The 19,153-nt window shown below is 69.0% G+C and carries 16 protein-coding genes and 1 tRNA gene; 8 read left to right on the top strand and 9 right to left on the bottom strand.

Annotated elements, in window-relative coordinates:
* Window positions 1-26: 26 nt before the first annotated feature.
* The 9 genes from ACZ42X_RS09165 to dnaA all read right to left on the bottom strand — a co-directional run bounded on the left by ACZ42X_RS09165 (window position 27) and on the right by dnaA (window position 12,631).
* Window positions 27-100, bottom strand: a tRNA-Ile gene (locus tag ACZ42X_RS09165).
* A gap of 94 nt (window positions 101-194) precedes the next feature.
* Window positions 195-818, bottom strand: a complete 624-nt coding sequence (locus ACZ42X_RS09160) for a DUF3566 domain-containing protein (protein WP_468286082.1) — start codon at window positions 816-818, stop codon at window positions 195-197.
* Between the two features lie 3 nt (window positions 819-821).
* The gene (gene gyrA, locus ACZ42X_RS09155) at window positions 822-3,467 is read right to left on the bottom strand and encodes a DNA gyrase subunit A (RefSeq protein ID WP_361424231.1); all 2,646 of its coding nucleotides are present in this window, start codon (window positions 3,465-3,467) and stop codon (window positions 822-824) included.
* A gap of 41 nt (window positions 3,468-3,508) precedes the next feature.
* The gene (gene gyrB, locus ACZ42X_RS09150; RefSeq protein WP_468287440.1) at window positions 3,509-5,581 is read right to left on the bottom strand and encodes a DNA topoisomerase (ATP-hydrolyzing) subunit B; all 2,073 of its coding nucleotides are present in this window, start codon (window positions 5,579-5,581) and stop codon (window positions 3,509-3,511) included.
* A 410-nt stretch (window positions 5,582-5,991) separates the two neighbouring features.
* Entirely contained in the window at window positions 5,992-6,606 is a 615-nt protein-coding gene (locus ACZ42X_RS09145; RefSeq protein WP_468287437.1) for a DciA family protein, read from the bottom strand.
* Window positions 6,607-6,611: 5 nt separating this feature from the next.
* The gene (gene recF / locus ACZ42X_RS09140) at window positions 6,612-7,733 is read right to left on the bottom strand and encodes a DNA replication/repair protein RecF (protein ID WP_468286078.1); all 1,122 of its coding nucleotides are present in this window, start codon (window positions 7,731-7,733) and stop codon (window positions 6,612-6,614) included.
* A gap of 84 nt (window positions 7,734-7,817) precedes the next feature.
* Window positions 7,818-8,696, bottom strand: coding sequence for a phosphogluconate dehydrogenase (NAD(+)-dependent, decarboxylating) (gnd, locus tag ACZ42X_RS09135; RefSeq protein ID WP_468286076.1), 879 nt, complete (start codon window positions 8,694-8,696; stop codon window positions 7,818-7,820).
* Window positions 8,697-8,833: 137 nt separating this feature from the next.
* Window positions 8,834-9,964, bottom strand: a complete 1,131-nt coding sequence (dnaN, locus tag ACZ42X_RS09130) for a DNA polymerase III subunit beta (RefSeq protein ID WP_355352164.1) — start codon at window positions 9,962-9,964, stop codon at window positions 8,834-8,836.
* 912 nt (window positions 9,965-10,876) lie between these two features.
* Complete coding sequence (dnaA, locus tag ACZ42X_RS09125; protein WP_468286073.1) at window positions 10,877-12,631, bottom strand: chromosomal replication initiator protein DnaA; 1,755 nt, start codon at window positions 12,629-12,631, stop codon at window positions 10,877-10,879.
* A gap of 369 nt (window positions 12,632-13,000) precedes the next feature.
* Here dnaA and rpmH point away from each other — a divergent pair, with 369 nt between their 5' ends.
* The 8 genes from rpmH to ACZ42X_RS09085 all read left to right on the top strand — a co-directional run bounded on the left by rpmH (window position 13,001) and on the right by ACZ42X_RS09085 (window position 18,895).
* A complete protein-coding gene (gene rpmH, locus ACZ42X_RS09120; RefSeq protein ID WP_018846094.1) occupies window positions 13,001-13,138 on the top strand; it encodes a 50S ribosomal protein L34 in 138 nt (45 codons plus the stop codon).
* Between the two features lie 20 nt (window positions 13,139-13,158).
* Complete coding sequence (rnpA, locus tag ACZ42X_RS09115) at window positions 13,159-13,530, top strand: ribonuclease P protein component (RefSeq protein ID WP_468286069.1); 372 nt, start codon at window positions 13,159-13,161, stop codon at window positions 13,528-13,530.
* The gene (gene yidD, locus ACZ42X_RS09110; protein WP_361424212.1) at window positions 13,527-13,853 is read left to right on the top strand and encodes a membrane protein insertion efficiency factor YidD; all 327 of its coding nucleotides are present in this window, start codon (window positions 13,527-13,529) and stop codon (window positions 13,851-13,853) included. The genes rnpA and yidD overlap by 4 nt, the downstream gene beginning before the upstream one ends.
* Window positions 13,854-13,856: 3 nt before the next feature.
* A complete protein-coding gene (gene yidC / locus ACZ42X_RS09105; RefSeq protein WP_468286065.1) occupies window positions 13,857-15,101 on the top strand; it encodes a membrane protein insertase YidC in 1,245 nt (414 codons plus the stop codon).
* Window positions 15,102-15,115: 14 nt separating this feature from the next.
* Window positions 15,116-15,628: a Jag family protein gene (locus ACZ42X_RS09100; protein WP_468286063.1), complete on the top strand. Its 513-nt coding sequence runs from the start codon at window positions 15,116-15,118 to the stop codon at window positions 15,626-15,628.
* Window positions 15,629-15,751: 123 nt separating this feature from the next.
* Complete coding sequence (gene rsmG / locus ACZ42X_RS09095; RefSeq protein ID WP_468286060.1) at window positions 15,752-16,462, top strand: 16S rRNA (guanine(527)-N(7))-methyltransferase RsmG; 711 nt, start codon at window positions 15,752-15,754, stop codon at window positions 16,460-16,462.
* Between the two features lie 253 nt (window positions 16,463-16,715).
* Window positions 16,716-17,792, top strand: coding sequence for a ParA family protein (locus tag ACZ42X_RS09090; protein ID WP_361424344.1), 1,077 nt, complete (start codon window positions 16,716-16,718; stop codon window positions 17,790-17,792).
* Window positions 17,789-18,895: a ParB/RepB/Spo0J family partition protein gene (locus ACZ42X_RS09085; RefSeq protein WP_468286057.1), complete on the top strand. Its 1,107-nt coding sequence runs from the start codon at window positions 17,789-17,791 to the stop codon at window positions 18,893-18,895. The genes ACZ42X_RS09090 and ACZ42X_RS09085 overlap by 4 nt, the downstream gene beginning before the upstream one ends.
* Window positions 18,896-19,153 lie beyond the last annotated feature (258 nt).

Genomic DNA, 19,153 nt, shown 5'->3' with positions numbered 1-19,153 from the left:
TCCGACCGGGCCGATCGCCGTCACTGTGGGGCTAACAGGATTTGAACCTGTGGCCTCATCCTTATCAGGGATGCGCTCTAACCAACTGAGCTATAGCCCCGCCGCGTCGGACTCGCCGCCCGCGCTGACCTCTGAAGATTAGCGCACGGAGCGGCGAGTTCCCAAATCCGCGAACCTCCCGCCGGAGGCCCCGCTCACTCGTCCTCGGCGAGGGTGAGCTCGACGCCGCCCACGAAGCCCGCGGAGAGGTTGTAGATGAACGCGCCCAGCGTCGCCAGCGCGGTGGCCAGCACCACGTCGATGACCGCGATCACCGACGTGAACATGAGCACGCGCGGCAGCGAGAGGAAGGCCTGGAGGTCGAAGCCGTTGCTCTCGTTGGAGCCGGTGGCCTCGCTGATCGTGCCGCCGACGGTCGAGAAGACGCCCATGGCGTCCATGACCATCCACAGCACCGCGGCCGCCACCACCGTGCAGATGCCCAGCGCGATGGAGAGCAGGAAGCTCACCTTCATCACCGACCACGGGTCGGCCTTGGCCACCCGCAGCCTCGCCTTGCGCGTACGCGGCACGGTCTTCACCTCGGGCCGGGGCTGACGCGCCCCGGCCGTACCGCCGCTGTTCTGCTGGGTGGCGTACGCCTGCGGCGGCTGGTACGGCTGTGACCCCTTCGCGGCCTTCTTCTGACCGGCGGGCCGCTCTCCGGGCAATGGACCGTTGTCGTACGTGGTCACCGTAACCCCCTGGGAGTCCGTGGCAGGGCCACGGGCACCGTTCGCTCCGGAAGCGGCCGATCCGGCGCCCGTGGCTCCACTCACGCTTTACTCCTCGTGCTCCCCGGCCGGCGGCTCCGTACCCCCGGCGGCCTCGGCCGTCACTTCGGCCGTCACTTCGGTGCCTTCGACGGCACCCTCGGTGCCGTCTACCTCTTCGGTCCCGTCGACCTCTTCGGCCTCGCGACCCGCCTCGGCGTTCCGTGCGATACCGACGACGGCATCGCGCTTGCCCAGGTTGATCAGTTGGACGCCCATGGTGTCACGGCCCGTCTCCCTGACTTCATTGACTCGCGTACGAATCACACCACCGGACAGCGTGATGGCGAGGATCTCGTCCGTCTCCTCGACCACCAGCGCGCCGACGAGCGAACCGCGGTCCTCCACGATCTTGGCAGCCTTGATACCGAGGCCGCCACGCCCCTGGACGCGGTACTCGTCGACACGGGTGCGCTTCGCGTACCCGCCGTCCGTCGCGGTGAACACGAACGTACCCGGCCGGACGACGTTCATCGACAGCAGCTCGTCGCCTTCGCGGAAGCTCATGCCCTTCACGCCGGAGGTGGCACGCCCCATCGGGCGCAGGGCGTCGTCCGTCGCGGTGAACCGGATCGACTGCGCCTTCTTGGAGATCAGCAGCAGGTCGTCCTCGGCCGACACCAGCTCCGCGCCGATCAGCTCGTCATCGCGGCCGTCCTCCGTCTCGCGGAGGTTGATCGCGATGACGCCACCGGAACGCGGCGAGTCGTAGTCCTTCAGCGCGGTCTTCTTCACCAGGCCGCCCTTGGTGGCGAGCACCAGGTACGGCGCGGCCTCGTAGTCGCGGATGGCAAGGATCTCGGCGATCTTCTCGTCCGGCTGGAAGGCCAGCAGGTTGGCGACGTGCTGGCCGCGCGCGTCCCGCCCGGCGTCGGGGAGCTCGTACGCCTTGGCGCGGTAGACCCGGCCCTTGTTGGTGAAGAACAGGAGCCAGTGGTGCGTCGTCGACACGAAGAAGTGGTCGACGATGTCGTCTTCCTTCAGCTTCGTACCGCGCACGCCCTTGCCGCCGCGCTTCTGCGAGCGGTAGTCGACCGTCTTCGTGCGCTTCACATAGCCGCCACGCGTGATCGTGACGACGATGTCCTCCTCGGCGATCAGGTCCTCGATGGACATGTCGCCGTCGAAGGGCACCAGCTTGGAGCGGCGGTCGTCGCCGTACTTCTCGACGAGTGCCGCGAGCTCCTCGCTGACGATCTGGCGCTGGCGCGCCTCGGAGGCAAGGATCTCGTTGTACTCGTTGATCTTCGCCTGGAGCTCGTCGTGCTCGGCGACGATCTTCTGGCGCTCCAGGGCGGCGAGCCGGCGCAGCTGCATCTCGAGGATGGCGTTGGCCTGGATCTCGTCGATCTGCAGCAGGCCCATCAGGCCCTCGCGCGCGATCTCGACGGTGTCGCTGCGCCGGATCAGCGCGATGACCTCGTCGATGGCGTCGAGCGCCTTGAGCAGACCGCGCAGGATGTGGGCGCGCTCCTCCGCCTTGCGCAGGCGGAACCTCGTACGCCGGACGATGACCTCGATCTGGTGCGTCACCCAGTGGCGGATGAACGCGTCGAGGGAGAGCGTGCGCGGCACACCGTCGACGAGCGCCAGCATGTTGGCGCCGAAGTTCGTCTGGAGGTCGGTGTGCTTGTAGAGGTTGTTGAGGACCACCTTGGCGACCGCGTCCCGCTTGAGGACGATCACCAGCCGCTGGCCGGTCCGGGACGACGTCTCGTCGCGGACGTCCGCGATGCCGCCGATCTTGCCGTCCTTGACGAGGTCGGCGATCTTCTGCGCGAGGTTGTCCGGGTTGACCTGGTAGGGCAGCTCCGTGACCACCAGGCACTGGCGGTTCTGGATCTCCTCGACCTCGACGACCGCGCGCATGGTGATGGAGCCGCGGCCCGTGCGGTACGCCTCCTCGATGCCCTTGCGCCCGACGACGAGGGCGCCGGACGGGAAGTCCGGGCCCTTGATCCGCTCGATCAGCGCGTCCAGGAGCTCCTCGTGGCTGGCCTCGGGGTGCTCCAGCGCCCACTGCGCACCGGCCGCGACCTCGCGGAGGTTGTGCGGCGGGATGTTGGTCGCCATGCCGACCGCGATGCCCGCGGACCCGTTGACCAGGAGGTTCGGGAAGCGGGACGGCAGGACCGTCGGCTCCTGGTTGCGGCCGTCGTAGTTGTCCTGGAAGTCGACGGTCTCCTCGTCGATGTCCCGGAGCATCTCCATGGACAGCGGCATCATCTTGCACTCGGTGTACCGCATGGCGGCGGCCGGGTCGTTGCCCGGGGAACCGAAGTTGCCGTTGGAGTCCACCAGCGGCAGGCGCATCGACCACGGCTGGGCCAGGCGCACCAGCGCGTCGTAGATGGAGGTGTCGCCGTGCGGGTGGTACGTACCCATGACGTCACCGACGACGCGGGCGCACTTGTAGAAGCCCTTCTCGGGGCGGTACCCGCCGTCGTACATCGCGTACAGCACGCGGCGGTGGACGGGCTTGAGGCCGTCCCGTACGTCCGGCAGCGCGCGGGACACGATGACGGACATCGCGTAGTCCAGGTACGAGCGCTGCATCTCGGTCTCGAGCCCGACGGGCTCGACGCGCAGGCCCACACCGGGGACGGCGGGCTCCTCTTCGGGCATCACGGGGGCAGGGGTGTTCTCGTCGGCCATTGCTGGTCTTCAGTCCTTTCGTACGGTCAGCTGAGACCGACTCAGATGTCGAGGAAGCGAACGTCCTTGGCGTTGCGCTGGATGAACGAGCGCCGCGCCTCCACGTCCTCACCCATCAGCACCGAGAACAGGTCGTCGGCCTGGGCCGCGTCGTCCAGCGTGACCTGGCCGAGCACCCGGTGGTCCTGGTCCATGGTGGTGATGCGCAGTTCCTCGGCGTTCATCTCGCCCAGACCCTTGAAGCGCTGGATCGAGTCCTCGCGGATGCGCTTGCCGTTCTGCTTGCCGAGCTCGACGAGCGCATCGCGCTCACGGTCCGAGTACGCGTACTCGAAGTCGTCCCGGCCCCACTTGATCTTGTACAGCGGCGGGCGCGACAGGTACACGTGCCCGGCCTCGACCAGCGGCCGCATGAAGCGGAAGAGGAAGGTCAGCAGCAGCGTGTTGATGTGCTGGCCGTCGACGTCGGCGTCCGCCATGAGGATGATCTTGTGGTAGCGGAGCTTGGAGATGTCGAAGTCCTCGTGGACCCCGGTGCCGAAGGCGGAGATCAGCGCCTGGACCTCGGTGTTCTGGAGGATCTTGTCGATCCGGGCCTTCTCGACGTTCAGGATCTTGCCTCGGATCGGCAGGATGGCCTGGTACTCGGGGTTGCGGCCGGACTTGGCCGAGCCGCCGGCGGAGTCGCCCTCGACGATGAAGATCTCGCACTTGGACGGGTCGTTCGACTGGCAGTCGGACAGCTTGCCCGGCAGGGACGCCGACTCCAGCAGGCCCTTGCGCCGCGTCAGGTCACGCGCCTTGCGGGCGGCGACGCGGGCGGTGGCGGCCTGGATAGACTTGCGGATGATGTCCGCGGCCTCGTTGGGGTTGCGGTCGAACCAGTCCGTCAGGTGCTCGTTGACGACCTTCTGGACGAACGTCTTCGCCTCGGTGTTGCCCAGCTTGGTCTTGGTCTGGCCCTCGAACTGCGGCTCGCCCAGCTTGACGGAGATGATCGCCGTCAGACCCTCGCGGATGTCCTCACCGGTGAGGTTGTCGTCCTTCTCGCGCAGCAGCTTCTTGTCGCGCGCGTAACGGTTCACCAGACCGGTGAGCGCGGCGCGGAAGCCCTCTTCGTGCGTACCGCCCTCGTGGGTGTGGATGGTGTTCGCGAAGGAGTACACGCCCTCGGTGTACTGCGAGTTCCACTGCATGGCGATCTCGACCGAGAGCATGCGCTCCTTGTCCTCGGACTCCACCGAGATCACCGTGGGGTGGATGAGCTCGCCCTTGCGCGAGTTCAGGTACTTCACGAAGTCGACGATGCCGCCCTCGTAGTAGTACGAGACGGTGCGCGCCGGCGCCTCCTCGGCGGTCTCCGCCGCGTCGGGGTCGTCGGCGTTCATCGTCGCCTTGGCCGACTCGCGCTCGTCGGTCAGCGAGATCCGCAGGCCCTTGTTGAGGAAGGCCATCTCCTGGAAGCGGCGCGAGAGCGTCTCGAAGGAGTACTCGGTCGTCTCGAAGATGTCCGGGTCGGCCCAGAAGGTCACCGAGGTGCCTGAGTCCTCGACCGCCTCGTGCTTGGCCAGCGGGGCGGTGGGCACGCCCAGCTTGTAGTCCTGGGTCCAGCGGAACCCGTCCCGCTTGATCTCCACGGAGACCCGCGACGACAGGGCGTTCACGACGGACACACCCACGCCGTGCAGACCACCGGAGACGGCGTAACCGCCGCCGCCGAACTTGCCGCCCGCGTGCAGCACGGTGAGCACGACCTCGACGGCCGGCTTCTTCTCGACGGGGTGGATGTCCACGGGGATACCGCGCCCGTTGTCCACGACCTTGACGCCACCGTCCGCGAGGATGGTGACGTCGATGGTGTCCGCGTGCCCGGCCAGGGCCTCGTCGACGGAGTTGTCGACCACCTCGTACACCAGGTGGTGCAGTCCACGCTCGCCGGTCGACCCGATGTACATGCCGGGTCGCTTGCGGACCGCGTCCAGACCCTCGAGGACGGTGATCGCGCTGGCGTCGTACGACGACGAGGATGGCGTCGTCGCGCCGGCAGCAGTGGACGGAATGTTCTCGTTGGGGTTGCCGGAATCGGCCACGAAGCGCCCTTTCTGGCACAGCACAAGCCGTCTCTCCGGGGGTCCGGGAGCGGCTGCGTCGTTCGACATGTTCCGCAGTGGGCGGGATTACCTACCAGTGTACCGGTGACGCCGACACTCATGGGGGTTTGCCGGTACCTGAGTACGCATGTGCCGCCCTGAACCGGCGCCCACCTACTCCCCATATCCGGGAAGGGGCTTCAAGAGGCTCACACCGCCACTCAGCGCTTCGACCTGTCAACCTCCAGCGACGGTGACGGGGGCCTCACTCTTCGCGTCTGTCACGGGGGTCGCGGGGGTCGCAGGGGCGTCGGCCCGGGGGTGGGTGGGGGTTCGGGCGCGCGAGGGGATACGGGGGAAGGAATGGGTGTCCGGGGCCGAGCCCTCGGTCAAGGGAAGGGGAGGGGTGGGGTGGGGGACGAGCACCGGCCACGTCAGCCGTACGTGTCCCCCGGCCCCACACTCCCCGGCGCCCGCAGCGGCCCGTACCCCCGCCGCGGCCCCCCGGGCCCCAGCACCTTGATGACCCGCACGGTTCCCTGCCCCAGGTCCTCGTTCAGCCGCGCCACCAGCCGCGGCGCCAGCAGCCGCAGCTGCGTCGCCCACGCCGTGGAGTCGCACTGCACCGTGAGCACCCGCTCCTCCGGGTCCTCGTCGTACCGCAGCGGTACGCAGTGCTTCGCCAGGTCCTCGCCCACGATCTGCGGCCACCGGCCCATCACACCGCCGACCGCCGCCGGGGTCTCCCACCCGCGCTCGGTGATCAGCCGGTTGATCGCGGCGCCCAGCGGCAGCGGATCGCGCCCGTCCGCCCGCGCGCCCGAGCGCAGGCCGCCGCCCCGCCGCGCCTGCTTCTTCTGCTGCGCCGCCGCGCCCCGCGCCTTCGCCTGCTCCTTCGCCGCGCGCAGCGCGACCCGCGCCAGGTCGACGCCCGACGGCTCCGGTACGGAAGGCCCGGGCAGAGGAGGACCCGGTACAGAAGCCCCCGGCAAAGGAGACCCGGGCACGGAAGAGGGCCCGGGTACGGAAGAGGGCCCGGGTACGGACATGCCCGTCACAGCCGCTCCACCGTCCCCTCCGACACCGCGTACCTCACACCCGCCAGCACCCCCGGCACGTCATCGTCGACCGCCGCCGTCACCAGCACCTGCTCCCCCGGCGCCACCAGCTCCGCCAGCCGCTCGCGCCGCCGCGCGTCCAGCTCCGCGAAGACGTCGTCGAGGACGAGCACCGGCTCGTTACCCTCCCAGCGCAGCAGGTCGTACGAGGCCAGCCGCAGCGCCAGGGCGTAGGACCAGGACTCGCCATGGCTGGCGTACCCCTTCGCGGGCAGCTCGCCCAGCTTGAGCACCAGATCGTCACGGTGGGGGCCCACCAGCGTGACGCCCCGCTCGATCTCCTGCTTGCGCACCTCGGCCAGCGCCGCGAGGAGCCCCTCGTACAGCGCCTCCCGCCCGTGCACCCCGGCGGCGACCGGCCCCCGGTACTCCAGCGACACCGGCCCGCCGCCCGGCGCGAGCTGCTCGTACGCCTTGTCGGCCAACGGCTGCAACGTCGCGACGAGGTCGATCCGCTGCGCCAGCAGCTCCGCGCCCGTACGCGCGAGGTGCTGGTCCCACACGTCCAGCGTGGAGAGGTCCATGGAGCGCCCGCCGTGCCGCCGCGCCATGGCCGCCGACTTCAGCAGGGTGTTGCGCTGCTTGAGCACCCGCTCGTAGTCGGAGCGCACCCCCGCCATCCGCGGCGAGCGCGCGGTGACCAGCTCGTCGAGGAAGCGCCGCCGCTCCCCCGGATCGCCCTTGACGAGCGCCAGGTCTTCCGGCGCGAAGAGCACGGTCCGTACGATGCCCAGCACATCGCGCGGCCTGACCTGCGAGGACCGGTTGATCCGGGCCCGGTTCGCCCGCCCCGGGTTGAGCTCCAGCTCGACCAGCTGTGACCGCTCGCCCTGCCGGACGGCCGCGCGGATGACGGCGCGCTCGGCCCCCATCCGTACCAGTGGAGCGTCGGACGAGACCCGGTGGCTGCCGAGCGTGGCGAGATAGCCGACCGCCTCGACGAGGTTGGTCTTGCCCTGGCCGTTCGCGCCGACGAAAACGCCGACGCCCGGCTCGAGCGGGACCTCGACCCGGGCGTACGAGCGGAAGTCGGCCAGCGACAGATGCGTGACGTGCATGATGTGCGCCGACCTTCCCCCGGCATGGCCGTGCACACCGAGATGTGCACAGCCTGTGGATGCCTTTGTGCTGGTGCTGCTTCGCTAGTTCTTCTTCTCGACCGCGTGGCCACCGAACTGGTTGCGCAGCGCGGCGATCATCTTCATCTGCGGCGAGTCGTCCTGCCGGGACGCGAACCGCGCGAACAGTGACGCCGTGATCGCGGGCAGCGGCACCGCGTTGTCGATGGCGGCCTCGACGGTCCAGCGGCCCTCGCCGGAGTCCTGGGCGTAGCCGCGCAGCTGCTCCAGGTGCTCGTCCTCGTCCAGCGCGTTGACCGCGAGGTCGAGCAGCCAGGAACGGATGACCGTGCCCTGCTGCCAGGAGCGGAAGACCTCGCGCACGTCCGTGACGGAGTCGACGGCCTCCAGCAGCTCCCAGCCCTCGGCGTAGGCCTGCATCATGGCGTACTCGATGCCGTTGTGGACCATCTTCGCGAAGTGGCCGGCGCCGACCTTGCCCGCGTGGACGGAGCCGAACTCGCCCTCGGGCTTCAGCGCGTCGAAGATCGGCTGGACCTTCGCGACGTTCTCGGCGTCGCCGCCGTACATCAGCGCGTAGCCGTTCTCCAGGCCCCAGACGCCGCCGGAGACGCCGCAGTCGACGAAGCCGATGCCCTTGGCGGCCAGCTCCTCGGCGTGCTTCTCGTCATCCGTCCAGCGGGAGTTGCCGCCGTCGACGACCACGTCGCCGGGCGAGAGCAGCTCGGCGAGCTCGTCGATGGTGGACTGCGTCGCGGCGCCCGCGGGGACCATGACCCACACGACGCGCGGGCCCTTGAGCTTGCTCACAAGCTCCTCGAGGCTGTGGACGTCGGCGAGGTCCGGGTTGCGGTCGTACCCGATGACGGTGTGACCGGCGCGGCGGATGCGCTCGCGCATGTTGCCGCCCATCTTGCCGAGACCGACGAGACCGAGCTCCATCAGACATTCCTCAATCGTTTGTGTGCCGAGTTCGTACCCGCGTCCGAGACTACGCCCGGACGCGGGTGCACACCTGTGGGGTCGGGCGCTCACTCGGCTGCTCGGCCGAGCGGCCCCCGGACCGCGGTTCGGCCCGCTCAGCCGCTGAGGCGCACCGGCATGATCAGGTACTTGTAGGCCTCGTCCGCCTCGGCGTCGACGGCCGGCTTGCCGCTCAGCAGGGCGGGCTTGGTGGACGTGGTGAAGGACAGCTGGGCGACCGGGGAGTCGATCGCGCTCAGACCGTCCAGCAGGAAGGTCGGGTTGAAGGCGATCGAGATGTCGTCGCCCTCCAGCTGCGCGTCGACGCGCTCCACAGCCTGTGCGTCGTCGCTGGAACCGGCCTCCAGGATGAGGACGCCCTGCTCGAAGGTGAGCCGGACCGGAGTGTTCCGCTCGGCGACGAGGGCCACACGCTTGACGGCCTCGACGAACGGCGCGGTCTCGATCACCGCGACCGAGTTGAACTCCGTCGGGAAGAGCGTCCGGTACTTCGGCAGGTCGCCCTCGAGGAGACGGGTGGTGGTCCGCCGGCCGGCGCCCTCGAAACCGATGAGGCCCTCGCCCTTGCCGGAGCCCGACAGCGCCAGCGTGACCGTGTCGCCGCTGGTCAGCGACTTCGCGGTGTCCAGCAGCGTCTTGGCGGGCACCAGGGCGACGGCGGAGGCGTCCGGCGACTCCGGCTTCCACAGGAACTCGCGGACGGCGAAGCGGTAGCGGTCGGTGGACGCCAGCGTGACCGTGTCGCCCTCGATCTCGATCCGTACGCCGGTGAGGACGGGCAGCGTGTCGTCGCGGCCCGCCGCGATGGCGACCTGGGCGGCGGCGGAGGCGAAGACCTCGCCGGGCACGGTGCCGGTCGCGGACGGCATCTCCGGCAGCGCCGGGTACTCCTCCACAGGCAGGGTGTGGAGGGTGAAGCGGGAGGAGCCGCAGACCACGGTCGCCCGTACACCGTCTGTGGAAATCTCCACCGGGCGGTTGGGGAGGGCGCGGCAGATGTCGGCCAGCAGGCGGCCGGAGACCAGGACGGTGCCGTCCTCCTCCACCTCGGCCTCGACCGAGACCCGCGCGGAGACCTCGTAGTCGAAGCTGGAGAAGCTGAGCGCGCCGTCCTCGGCCTTCAGAAGAAGGCCCGCGAGTACGGGCGCCGGCGGACGGGCCGGGAGGCTGCGGGCCACCCAGGCCACCGCCTCCGCGAGTACATCGCGCTCCACCCGGATCTTCACCGGAACCGCCTCCTGCTGTTGCTGGCTCTTCGTCGACTGCGAGAACCAGTCTGACGCACGCCGCGGACAGTCGGTGCGGCTCGGGGTCAAGTCGAGCCATGAGGCGGTTGGGGCTCCGGCGCCGAGTTGTGCACAGGGCCCTCTTCGAAGCGAATTCCCCGGTAACTCTAAGTGGGAGTAGTAGTAGGGCCTGTGGAAACGGTGGATAACGTCGTCCGCGCAGGTCAGGCCGCGTTTTTTGTCCACCGCCCCTGTGGGCGGCACCCGTGGACAACCGGGGCCGTCTGTGGACGCGCCGAAGTTGTGCACACGCGATGCACAGCACACACAGGGTTCTCCCCAGCGCCGTCCCCAGTTTTACCCAGCTTCCCCACAGCCCAATCCGGCATCTTCGTGTGACCGCTTTCACTCCGGCCGGTGAGCTCGGGTGTTGCGTTGCCGAACAGTGGACAGCGGTGTGGAGAAGCTGTGGACCATGGACCGTTGCCTGTGGGCCGCCGGTGGACAACCGGGTCGGCCGCCTGTGGAAGAAATCTTCATCCACAGGTTGTGGAGGGCGCTCGGCCACAATTCCACAACCCGCTGACCTGGGGGAACGCGATACCAACAGGCTCGCCTGTGGACGCTGTCTGGACAACTCGACAGTCCCCACCCTGTGGACCGAAGATCTCCCCCGAATCTGTGGAGAAGGGTCCCGGAGCCGTACGTATTCGAACAGCGGCGTGTCCGCAGCGGGGGCGGACATGACGAAGGGCGCCCCCGGGACGGGTCCCAGGAGCGCCCTTGGAAGGGGTTTCCGCCCCGCTTCAGCCGCGCGCAGCGGGGCCGCAGCCGTGCGCAGCAGCCGTCCCGTGCCGTGCCGTAGCCGTAGCCGTGTGTCAGCCGCGCCTCAGCGGTGCCGTCAGCGGTGCCTCAGCCATTCTTGATGCGGTTCGTGAGCTCGGTGACCTGGTTGTAGATCGAGCGCCGCTCCGCCATGAGCGCACGGATCTTGCGGTCCGCGTGCATCACCGTCGTATGGTCGCGGCCGCCGAACTGGGCGCCGATCTTCGGCAGCGACAGGTCGGTCAGCTCCCGGCACAGGTACATGGCGATCTGCCGGGCGGTGACCAGCACGCGGCTGCGCGACGAGCCGCACAGGTCCTCCACCGTCAGGCCGAAGTAGTCCGCGGTCGCCGCCATGATGGCGCCGGCCGTGATCTCGGGTGCCGCGTCCTCGCCGCCCGGGATGAGGTCCTTGAGGACGCTCTCCGTCAGGACCAGGTCCACCGGCTGCCGGTTGAGGCTGGCGAACGCCGTCACACGGATCAGCGCGCCCTCCAGCTCGCGGATGTTGCGCGAGATCCGGGAGGCGATGAACTCCAGGACCTCCGGCGGGGCGTTGAGCTGCTCCTGCACCGCCTTCTTGCGGAGGATCGCGATCCGTGTCTCCAGCTCCGGCGGCTGTACGTCGGTGGTCAGGCCCCACTCGAAGCGGTTGCGCAGCCGGTCCTCCAGCGTCATCAGCTGCTTGGGCGGCCGGTCGGAGGAGAGCACGATCTGCTTGTTGGCGTTGTGGAGCGTGTTGAAGGTGTGGAAGAACTCCTCCTGCGTCGACTCCTTGCTCGCCAGGAACTGGATGTCGTCGACGAGCAGGATGTCCACATCGCGGTAGCGCTTGCGGAAGGTGTCGCCCTTGCCGTCGCGGATGGAGTTGATGAACTCGTTGGTGAACTCCTCCGAGCTCACGTACCGCACACGCGTACCGGGGTACAGGCTCCGCGCGTAGTGGCCGATCGCATGCAGCAGGTGCGTCTTGCCGAGGCCCGACTCGCCGTAGATGAAGAGCGGGTTGTACGCCTTGGCCGGCGCCTCCGCGACCGCGACGGCGGCCGCGTGCGCGAACCGGTTCGACGAGCCGATGACGAAGGTGTCGAAGAGGTACTTGGGGTTGAGCCGCGCGTGCTGCTCACCGGGCCGTCCGCCTCCTGCCCCCGCGCCCCCTCCAGGCCCGGTGCCGCCCGTGACTGACGCACCGCCAGGGCCGGCCGGGCCCGGGTGGGACTGCGACGGCGACTGCGGCTCCGGCATCTCGCGCCGCCCGTCGCGCTGGGGCTCGTACGGCGACGACGCCCCGTGCTCGGAGCGCTGCGGGCCGCGGTAGTCGTGGTGCGGCTGCTGGGGGCGGGGGCCCGCGTACGGGTCGCGCTCCTGGAACCCGCCGAGGCGCTGCTGCTGCCAGGAGAGGTCCTCCTGGGTGCGCGGCCAGGCGCCGGGCTCCGGGCGGTGCTGCTGGTACTCGGGGTAGGCCGGGCGCGCGGTCGGCAGCCCGTCGTCGGGCATCGGCCGGTGGCCGTAGTCGTCGTAGCGCGGCTGCTGCCGGCCGGGGGGCGCCGGAGGTGCGGGCGGCTCGCCCGCGGAGTCGTCGACGGTGATCGCGATCCGGATGGGGCGCCCGCACTCGCGGCTGAGCGTGTCGCTGATCAGCGGTGCGAGCCGGCCCTCCAGGACCCGCTTGCCCCACTCGTTGGGTACGGCGAGGAGCGCCGTGTCGGCCACCAGGGCGAGCGGCTGGCACCGCTCGACCCACTGCTTGTCCTTGGGCTCGATGCCTTGCTGGCCTTCACCGAGGAGCTGCTCGAGCACGCGTGGCCACACTGCGGCAAGATCAGCAGGTACGTCAGCCACAAGGCACGCTCTCTCACAGGTCCCACGAATGTGTGGTTCTCGGGACGGGACGGGACGGACAGGCAAGGACACAACGGAAAGAATCCGAGTTCAGCCACGGTAGTCGTGGCGGCTCACGTGGTTCAAGTTGTTGTCCACAGCCTGTGCACAGCGGGGCCCGGCGCGGTGCCGGTTTGACCGGATGGCGTAGCCGCGCGTACCGTAACCAGGTCGAGTTGTCGATGGCTGCTGCCGCCTGCCTCCGATGGGCAAAGATCACGGTCAGTGATCGTGAAGCGGTGCACTCGGGCGTATTGCGAGCTACTCGTGGGCGCACGGTGACAGCCAGGCGATGTCCCGCCACCAACGAATCATTTCTGGAGCCCCCGAGTGAGCAAGCGCACCTTCCAGCCGAACAACCGTCGTCGTGCCAAGACCCACGGCTTCCGTCTGCGCATGCGCACCCGTGCCGGCCGCGCCATCCTGGCGAACCGCCGCAGCAAGGGTCGCGCCAACCTGTCCGCCTGATCGCTTAAACAGGTCATGACGTGCTGCCTACCGAGAATCGGCTGAGGCGGCGCGAGGACTTCGCGACCGCGGTACGCCGAGGACGCCGGGCCGGCCGCCCGTTCCTCGTCGTCCATCTACGCAGCGGTGCAACGGACCCGCACGCGTCAGGGGAGAGCGCTCCCCCGACACGTGCGGGTTTCGTCGTCAGCAAGGCCGTGGGCGGTGCGGTCGTCCGCAACCAGGTGAAGCGCCGATTGCGGCACCTGATGCGCGACCGGCTGCCCGCCCTGCCCCCCGGTAGCCTGGTGGTAGTACGGGCGCTGCCCGGAGCGGGTGACGCCGATCACGCACAGCTGGCCCGAGACCTGGACGCCGCCCTTCAGCGGTTGCTGGGAGGGGGCGCGCGATGAAGTACCCGCTGCTGGCTCTGATCAAGCTGTACCAGTGGACGATCAGCCCGCTGCTCGGCCCTGTCTGCCGGTACTACCCGTCGTGTTCCCACTACGGATATACGGCGATCGACCGGCACGGCGCGGTGAAGGGCACGGCCCTGACCGCCTGGCGGATCCTGCGGTGCAACCCGTGGTCGCCGGGCGGTGTGGACCATGTCCCTCCACGGAAGCGCCCGCGCTGGCACGAACTGCTGCGTGCCGCGCTGCGCGGTGGCAAGGGCGGGCACTCCGCCGATCCGAGCCCGGCCGCAGAGACCTCGCCCAATGCTCAAGGAGCCTGATTAGTGGACACGATTGCCAGTCTGTTCGCCTTCATCACCACGCCCGTCTCATGGATCATCGTCCAGTTCCACAAGCTGTACGGGGCGATCTTCGGTCCCGATACCGGCTGGGCCTGGGGCCTGTCCATCGTGTCCCTCGTGGTGCTCATCCGGATCTGCCTGATCCCGCTCTTCGTCAAGCAGATCAAGTCGACCCGTGGCATGCAGGCGCTCCAGCCGAAGATGAAGGCGATCCAGGAGCGCTACAAGAACGACAAGCAGCGTCAGTCCGAAGAGATGATGAAGCTGTACAAGGAGACGGGCACCAACCCGCTCTCCTCGTGCCTTCCCATCCTGGCGCAGTCGCCGTTCTTCTTCGCGCTGTACCACGTACTGAGCAAGATCGCTTCGGGTGACGAGATCGGCGTCCTCAACCAGCGGCTGGTCGACAGCGCTCGTGAGGCCCACATCTTCGGGGCCCCGATCGCGGCCAAGTTCATGGACGACCCGGGCAAGGTCGAGGCCCTCAACGCCTCACTGCTGGACGTTCGGATCGTCACCGCGGTCATGATCATCCTGATGTCGCTGTCGCAGTTCTTCACCCAGCGCCAGCTGATGCAGAAGAACGTCGACCTGACGGTGAAGACCCCGTACATGCAGCAGCAGAAGATGCTGATGTACATCTTCCCGGTGATCTTCGCCGTCATGGGCATCAACTTCCCGGTCGGTGTCCTCGTCTACTGGCTGACCACCAACGTGTGGACCATGGGCCAGCAGATGTACGTGATCAACCAGAACCCGACGCCGGGAAGCAAGGCCCAGGACCAGTACCTGCAGCGCCTGCTGAAGAGCGTCACCTCGCACGGTGAGGTCCGCGGTCGCCGCCGCCGCAGCGTCGTCCAGGCGATCGTGGCCAAGGGCCCGGACCGCAACGACAACGAGCGCCGCTTCATCGGCGCCCTGGCCAAGGCCGGGTTCTCGGCCCAGGCCGACGGCACCGTGGCCACGGTGGACCCGGCCGTCGCCGAGGCGCAGAGCGCCGCGGCGGCCCGCCGCCAGCAGCCCAAGCGCCAGCCCAAGGCGAAGCGCCAGGCCGGTCCCGCCACCCCGCAGGGTGCGGCGAAGACGTCCCTGGAGAAGAAGGCCGACGAGCCTCAGGACGCCAAGCCGAAGCAGGAGGGCGGGGCCGCCGGAGGTTCCGCACGCCAAGCCAAGTCCGGACAGCGCAAGGGCCAGCAGCGGCCCAAGCACCCGTCGTCCAAGAAGTAAGAAGGAGTCCATCCGTGACGGAAGGCACCACCTCCGCCGCCGCCGAGGGTGTCGACACCCTGACCCACCTGGAGCAGGAAGGCGAGATCGCGGCTGACTACCTCGAGGGTCTGCTCGACATCGCCGACCTCGACGGCGACATCGACATGGACGTCGAGGCGGACCGCGCCGCGGTCTCGATCGTCAGCGACACGGGCAGCCGCGACCTGCAGAAGCTCGTGGGGCGCGACGGTGAGGTGCTGGAGGCGCTTCAGGAGCTGACCCGCCTCGCCGTGCACCGGGAGACCGGCGACCGCAGCCGCCTCATGCTCGACATCGCCGGCTTCCGGGCCAAGAAGCGCACCGAGCTCGCCGAGCTGGGCGCCCAGGCCGCGGCCGACGTCAAGAGCACGGGTGAGCCGGTGAAGCTCAAGCCGATGACCCCGTTCGAGCGGAAGGTCGTGCACGACGCGGTGGCCGCCGCCGGCCTGCGCAGCGAGTCCGAGGGCGAGGAGCCGCAGCGCTTCGTCGTCGTGCTCCCTGCCTGAGTCTCCCTTCATGTCGGCCCCGTCTGTTCGCAGGCGGGGCCGATCTTTGTCAGCCTGATACTCAGCACTGCACTGCCGCTCGGCACTGCGGTGCGCCAATGCGGTACGGAAGGACGGTTCCCCGTGACGGAGGCAGAAGAGCTTCCCCATGCGCCCCAAGAAGCGCGGACGGTATTCGGCGAGTTCTTCCCGGAAGCTGTCCGGTACGCCGAGCTTCTCGCGGACGCGGGGGTCAAGCGCGGCCTGATCGGGCCCCGTGAGGTGCCACGGCTGTGGGAGCGCCACCTGCTGAACTGCGCGGTGCTCTCGGAGGTCGTGCCCGAGGGTGTCACGGTCTGCGACGTCGGCTCCGGTGCCGGCCTGCCGGGCATCCCGCTGGCGCTGGTCCGCCCGGACCTGAAGATCACGCTCCTCGAGCCGCTCCTGCGCCGTACGAACTTCCTCCAGGAGGTCGTCGAGCTGCTCGGCCTGGACCATGTGACCGTGGTGCGCGGCCGTGCCGAGGAAGTGCTGGGCAAGCTGCCGCCGGTCCATGTGGTGACCGCCCGTGCCGTTGCGCCGCTCGATCGTCTGGCGGGCTGGGGTGTACCGCTGCTGCGTCCCTACGGCGAGATGCTCGCGCTGAAGGGCGATACCGCGGAGGAAGAGCTCCAGGGCGCCCGGGCCGCGCTCAGCAAGCTGGGTGTCGTCCAGACCTCGGTGCTGCACGTCGGTGAGGGCATCGTCGACCCGTTGTCGACGGTCGTACGGGTGGAGGTTGGCGAGAGCCCTGGTGGGGTTCGGTTCGCCGCCAAGCGCGCCAAGGCCGCGCGGACGTCCCGCCGTCGTCGCTGAGGGCCCGGGCGAGGTTTTCCCGCTGTCGATCCTCATACGTACGCATTTCGGAGTGTCGTGATGCCCGCGCTGGGCGGCGAGTGCATCAATGTTTCACGTGAAACGTCGCTCACTGCTGCAGGGAATCATCAGCCGCGGCCGCGCGGCTGCCACGCCGCGCGGCCGTAAGCCCCCCGTGGGGGTTACAGAGCTGTCCACAGAGGTGGAGTTCTCCACAGAACCACGGGCCTCGCTGGTTCACGACCCCGAAAGCATGGCAGGCTCTCCCCATCGCGAGCCTGAAGCCGAGGAGAGTGAATCCTTGCGGTCCGACGCCAACATCGCGGGACCGATGACCGATCCGGTCCCCGGTCCCCGTACCGAATCGGCGGGGGAGGATGTTTCACGTGAAACACCGCCCCCGATGGACGACACCCCCATTGGTCATGCTGCCCAACTGGCGGTGGAGGCGCTGGGCCGTGCCGGTGAGGGGCTTCCCCGCCCTCAGCAGACCCGCATCATGGTGGTCGCCAACCAGAAGGGCGGGGTAGGAAAGACGACCACGACGGTCAACCTCGCCGCCTCTCTGGCTCTGCACGGCGCACGTGTGCTGGTCATCGACTTGGACCCGCAGGGCAACGCCTCCACGGCGCTCGGGATCGACCACCATGCCGAAGTTCCTTCGATCTACGACGTCCTGGTGGAGAGCAAGCCGCTCTCCGACGTGGTCCAGCCCGTCATGGACGTCGAAGGCCTCTTCTGTGCCCCGGCCACCATCGATCTCGCCGGTGCGGAGATCGAGCTGGTCTCGCTCGTGGCGCGGGAGAGTCGACTGCAGCGGGCGATCCAGGCGTATGAGCAGCCGCTGGATTACATCCTCATCGACTGCCCTCCGTCGCTGGGACTGCTGACGGTCAACGCCATGGTGGCGGGCGCGGAGGTGCTGATCCCCATCCAGTGCGAGTACTACGCGCTGGAAGGGCTGGGGCAGCTTCTGCGCAATGTCGAGCTGGTACGCGGGCACCTCAACCCCACGCTCCATGTCTCGACGATCCTGCTCACCATGTACGACGGCCGGACCAGGCTCGCCTCGCAGGTCGCCGACGAGGTGCGCAGCCACTTCGGTGACGAGGTGCTGCGGACCAGCATTCCGCGGTCCGTCCGCATCTCGGAGGCACCCAGCTATGGGCAGACGGTGCTGACGTACGACCCGGGCTCCAGCGGTGCGCTCTCGTACTTGGAGGCGGCCCGCGAGATCGCCCTGCGGGGGGCTGGTGTCTACTACGACCCGCAGCACGCCCACGTGGGCAGCCAGATCAGCAAGCACAGCATGTCGGAGGGGATCCAGTGAGCGAGCGACGTAGGGGACTGGGGCGTGGGCTCGGTGCGCTGATCCCCGCTGCTCCCCAGGAGAGGCAGGCGCCTTCGGTGGGAGTCGGGTCCACCTCTCCGGGGGCCATTCCCGCACTGACGGCGGAGCGGGGGGTGGCGGCCGCCAAGGTCGCGACGCTTCCGAACGCCTCCGGGCCCGTGGAACCGGCGCTGTCAGTGCAGCCGGAGCCGGAGGCGGTACCCGAGGGTGAGACGCCGGCCGGGGCGCACTTCGCCGAGCTGCCGCTGGACGCGATCACGCCGAACCCTCGCCAGCCGCGTGAGGTGTTCGACGAGGATGCGCTGGCCGAGCTGGTCACCTCGATCAAGGAGGTGGGGCTGCTCCAGCCGGTGGTCGTACGGCAGCTGGGCCCCGAGCGCTATGAGCTGATCATGGGCGAGCGGCGCTGGCGGGCCTGCCGGGAGGCAGGGCTGGAGCGCATCCCCGCGATCGTCCGTGCGACCGAGGACGAGAAGCTGCTGCTGGACGCCCTGCTGGAGAACCTGCACCGGGCGCAGCTGAACCCGCTGGAGGAGGCCGCTGCCTACGACCAGCTTCTGAAGGACTTCAACTGCACCCACGACCAGCTGGCCGACCGGATCGGGCGCTCGCGTCCCCAGGTCTCCAACACGCTGCGGCTGCTGCGGCTGTCGCCGCCCGTTCAGCGCAGGGTGGCCGCCGGTGTGCTGTCGGCCGGGCACGCCCGGGCGCTGCTGTCGGTGGAGGACCCCGAGGCGCAGGACAAACTGGCGTACCGCATCGTGGCCGAAGGCCTCTCGGTGCGCGGGGTCGAGGAGATCGTGAAGCTGATGGAGTCGGAGCCCAGCGGTGTTCCGGCCAAGCCGAAGGGGCCGCGGGCCGGTGCCCGGGTGTCGCCGGCGCTGAGCGAGCTCGCCACCCGGCTGTCGGACCGCTTTGAGACCCGGGTGAAGGTCGACCTCGGACAGAAGAAGGGCAAGATCGTCGTCGAGTTCGCCTCGATGGAGGATCTCGACCGGATCCTGTCGACCCTCGCCCCTGGCGAAGGACGCGTTCTGGCGCAGGGCCTCGCGGAGCAGGAGCAGCAGGACGACCAGGGCTGACCCTCGTTCGGCGCAGCCGTGAGGGCGGGCCGTGTACCGGTGTTCACCGGTACACGGCCCGCCCTTTGCCGTCTTCCCGTATGCGTGTCATCGCCCGATCGATACGATGCGTTCTGGTATGCGCATCCCCCTGACCCACTATGGAGGGAGAACCGGGCATGCGAGAGGTGAGCCGCGGCCGACTGGTGACAGCAGGCCTGGGACTCGGTGCGGTCGGTGGGTTCATCGGCAGCCTGCTCCGGGAACGGAGCGCGCTGG

The organism is Streptomyces sp. NPDC030862 (genome assembly GCF_055571835.1).
This window is presented reverse-complemented; position numbering and strand designations above follow the sequence as displayed.

Coding starts and splice junctions, on each gene's coding strand:
- gyrA (WP_361424231.1), bottom strand. CDS start 3,467: ATGGCCGACGAGAACACCCCTGCCCCCGTGATGCCCGAAGAGGAGCCC.
- ACZ42X_RS09145 (WP_468287437.1), bottom strand. CDS start 6,606: ATGTCCGTACCCGGGCCCTCTTCCGTACCCGGGCCCTCTTCCGTGCCC.
- recF (WP_468286078.1), bottom strand. CDS start 7,733: ATGCACGTCACGCATCTGTCGCTGGCCGACTTCCGCTCGTACGCCCGG.
- gnd (WP_468286076.1), bottom strand. CDS start 8,696: ATGGAGCTCGGTCTCGTCGGTCTCGGCAAGATGGGCGGCAACATGCGC.
- yidD (WP_361424212.1), top strand. CDS start 13,527: ATGAAGTACCCGCTGCTGGCTCTGATCAAGCTGTACCAGTGGACGATC.
- ACZ42X_RS09090 (WP_361424344.1), top strand. CDS start 16,716: ATGGCAGGCTCTCCCCATCGCGAGCCTGAAGCCGAGGAGAGTGAATCC.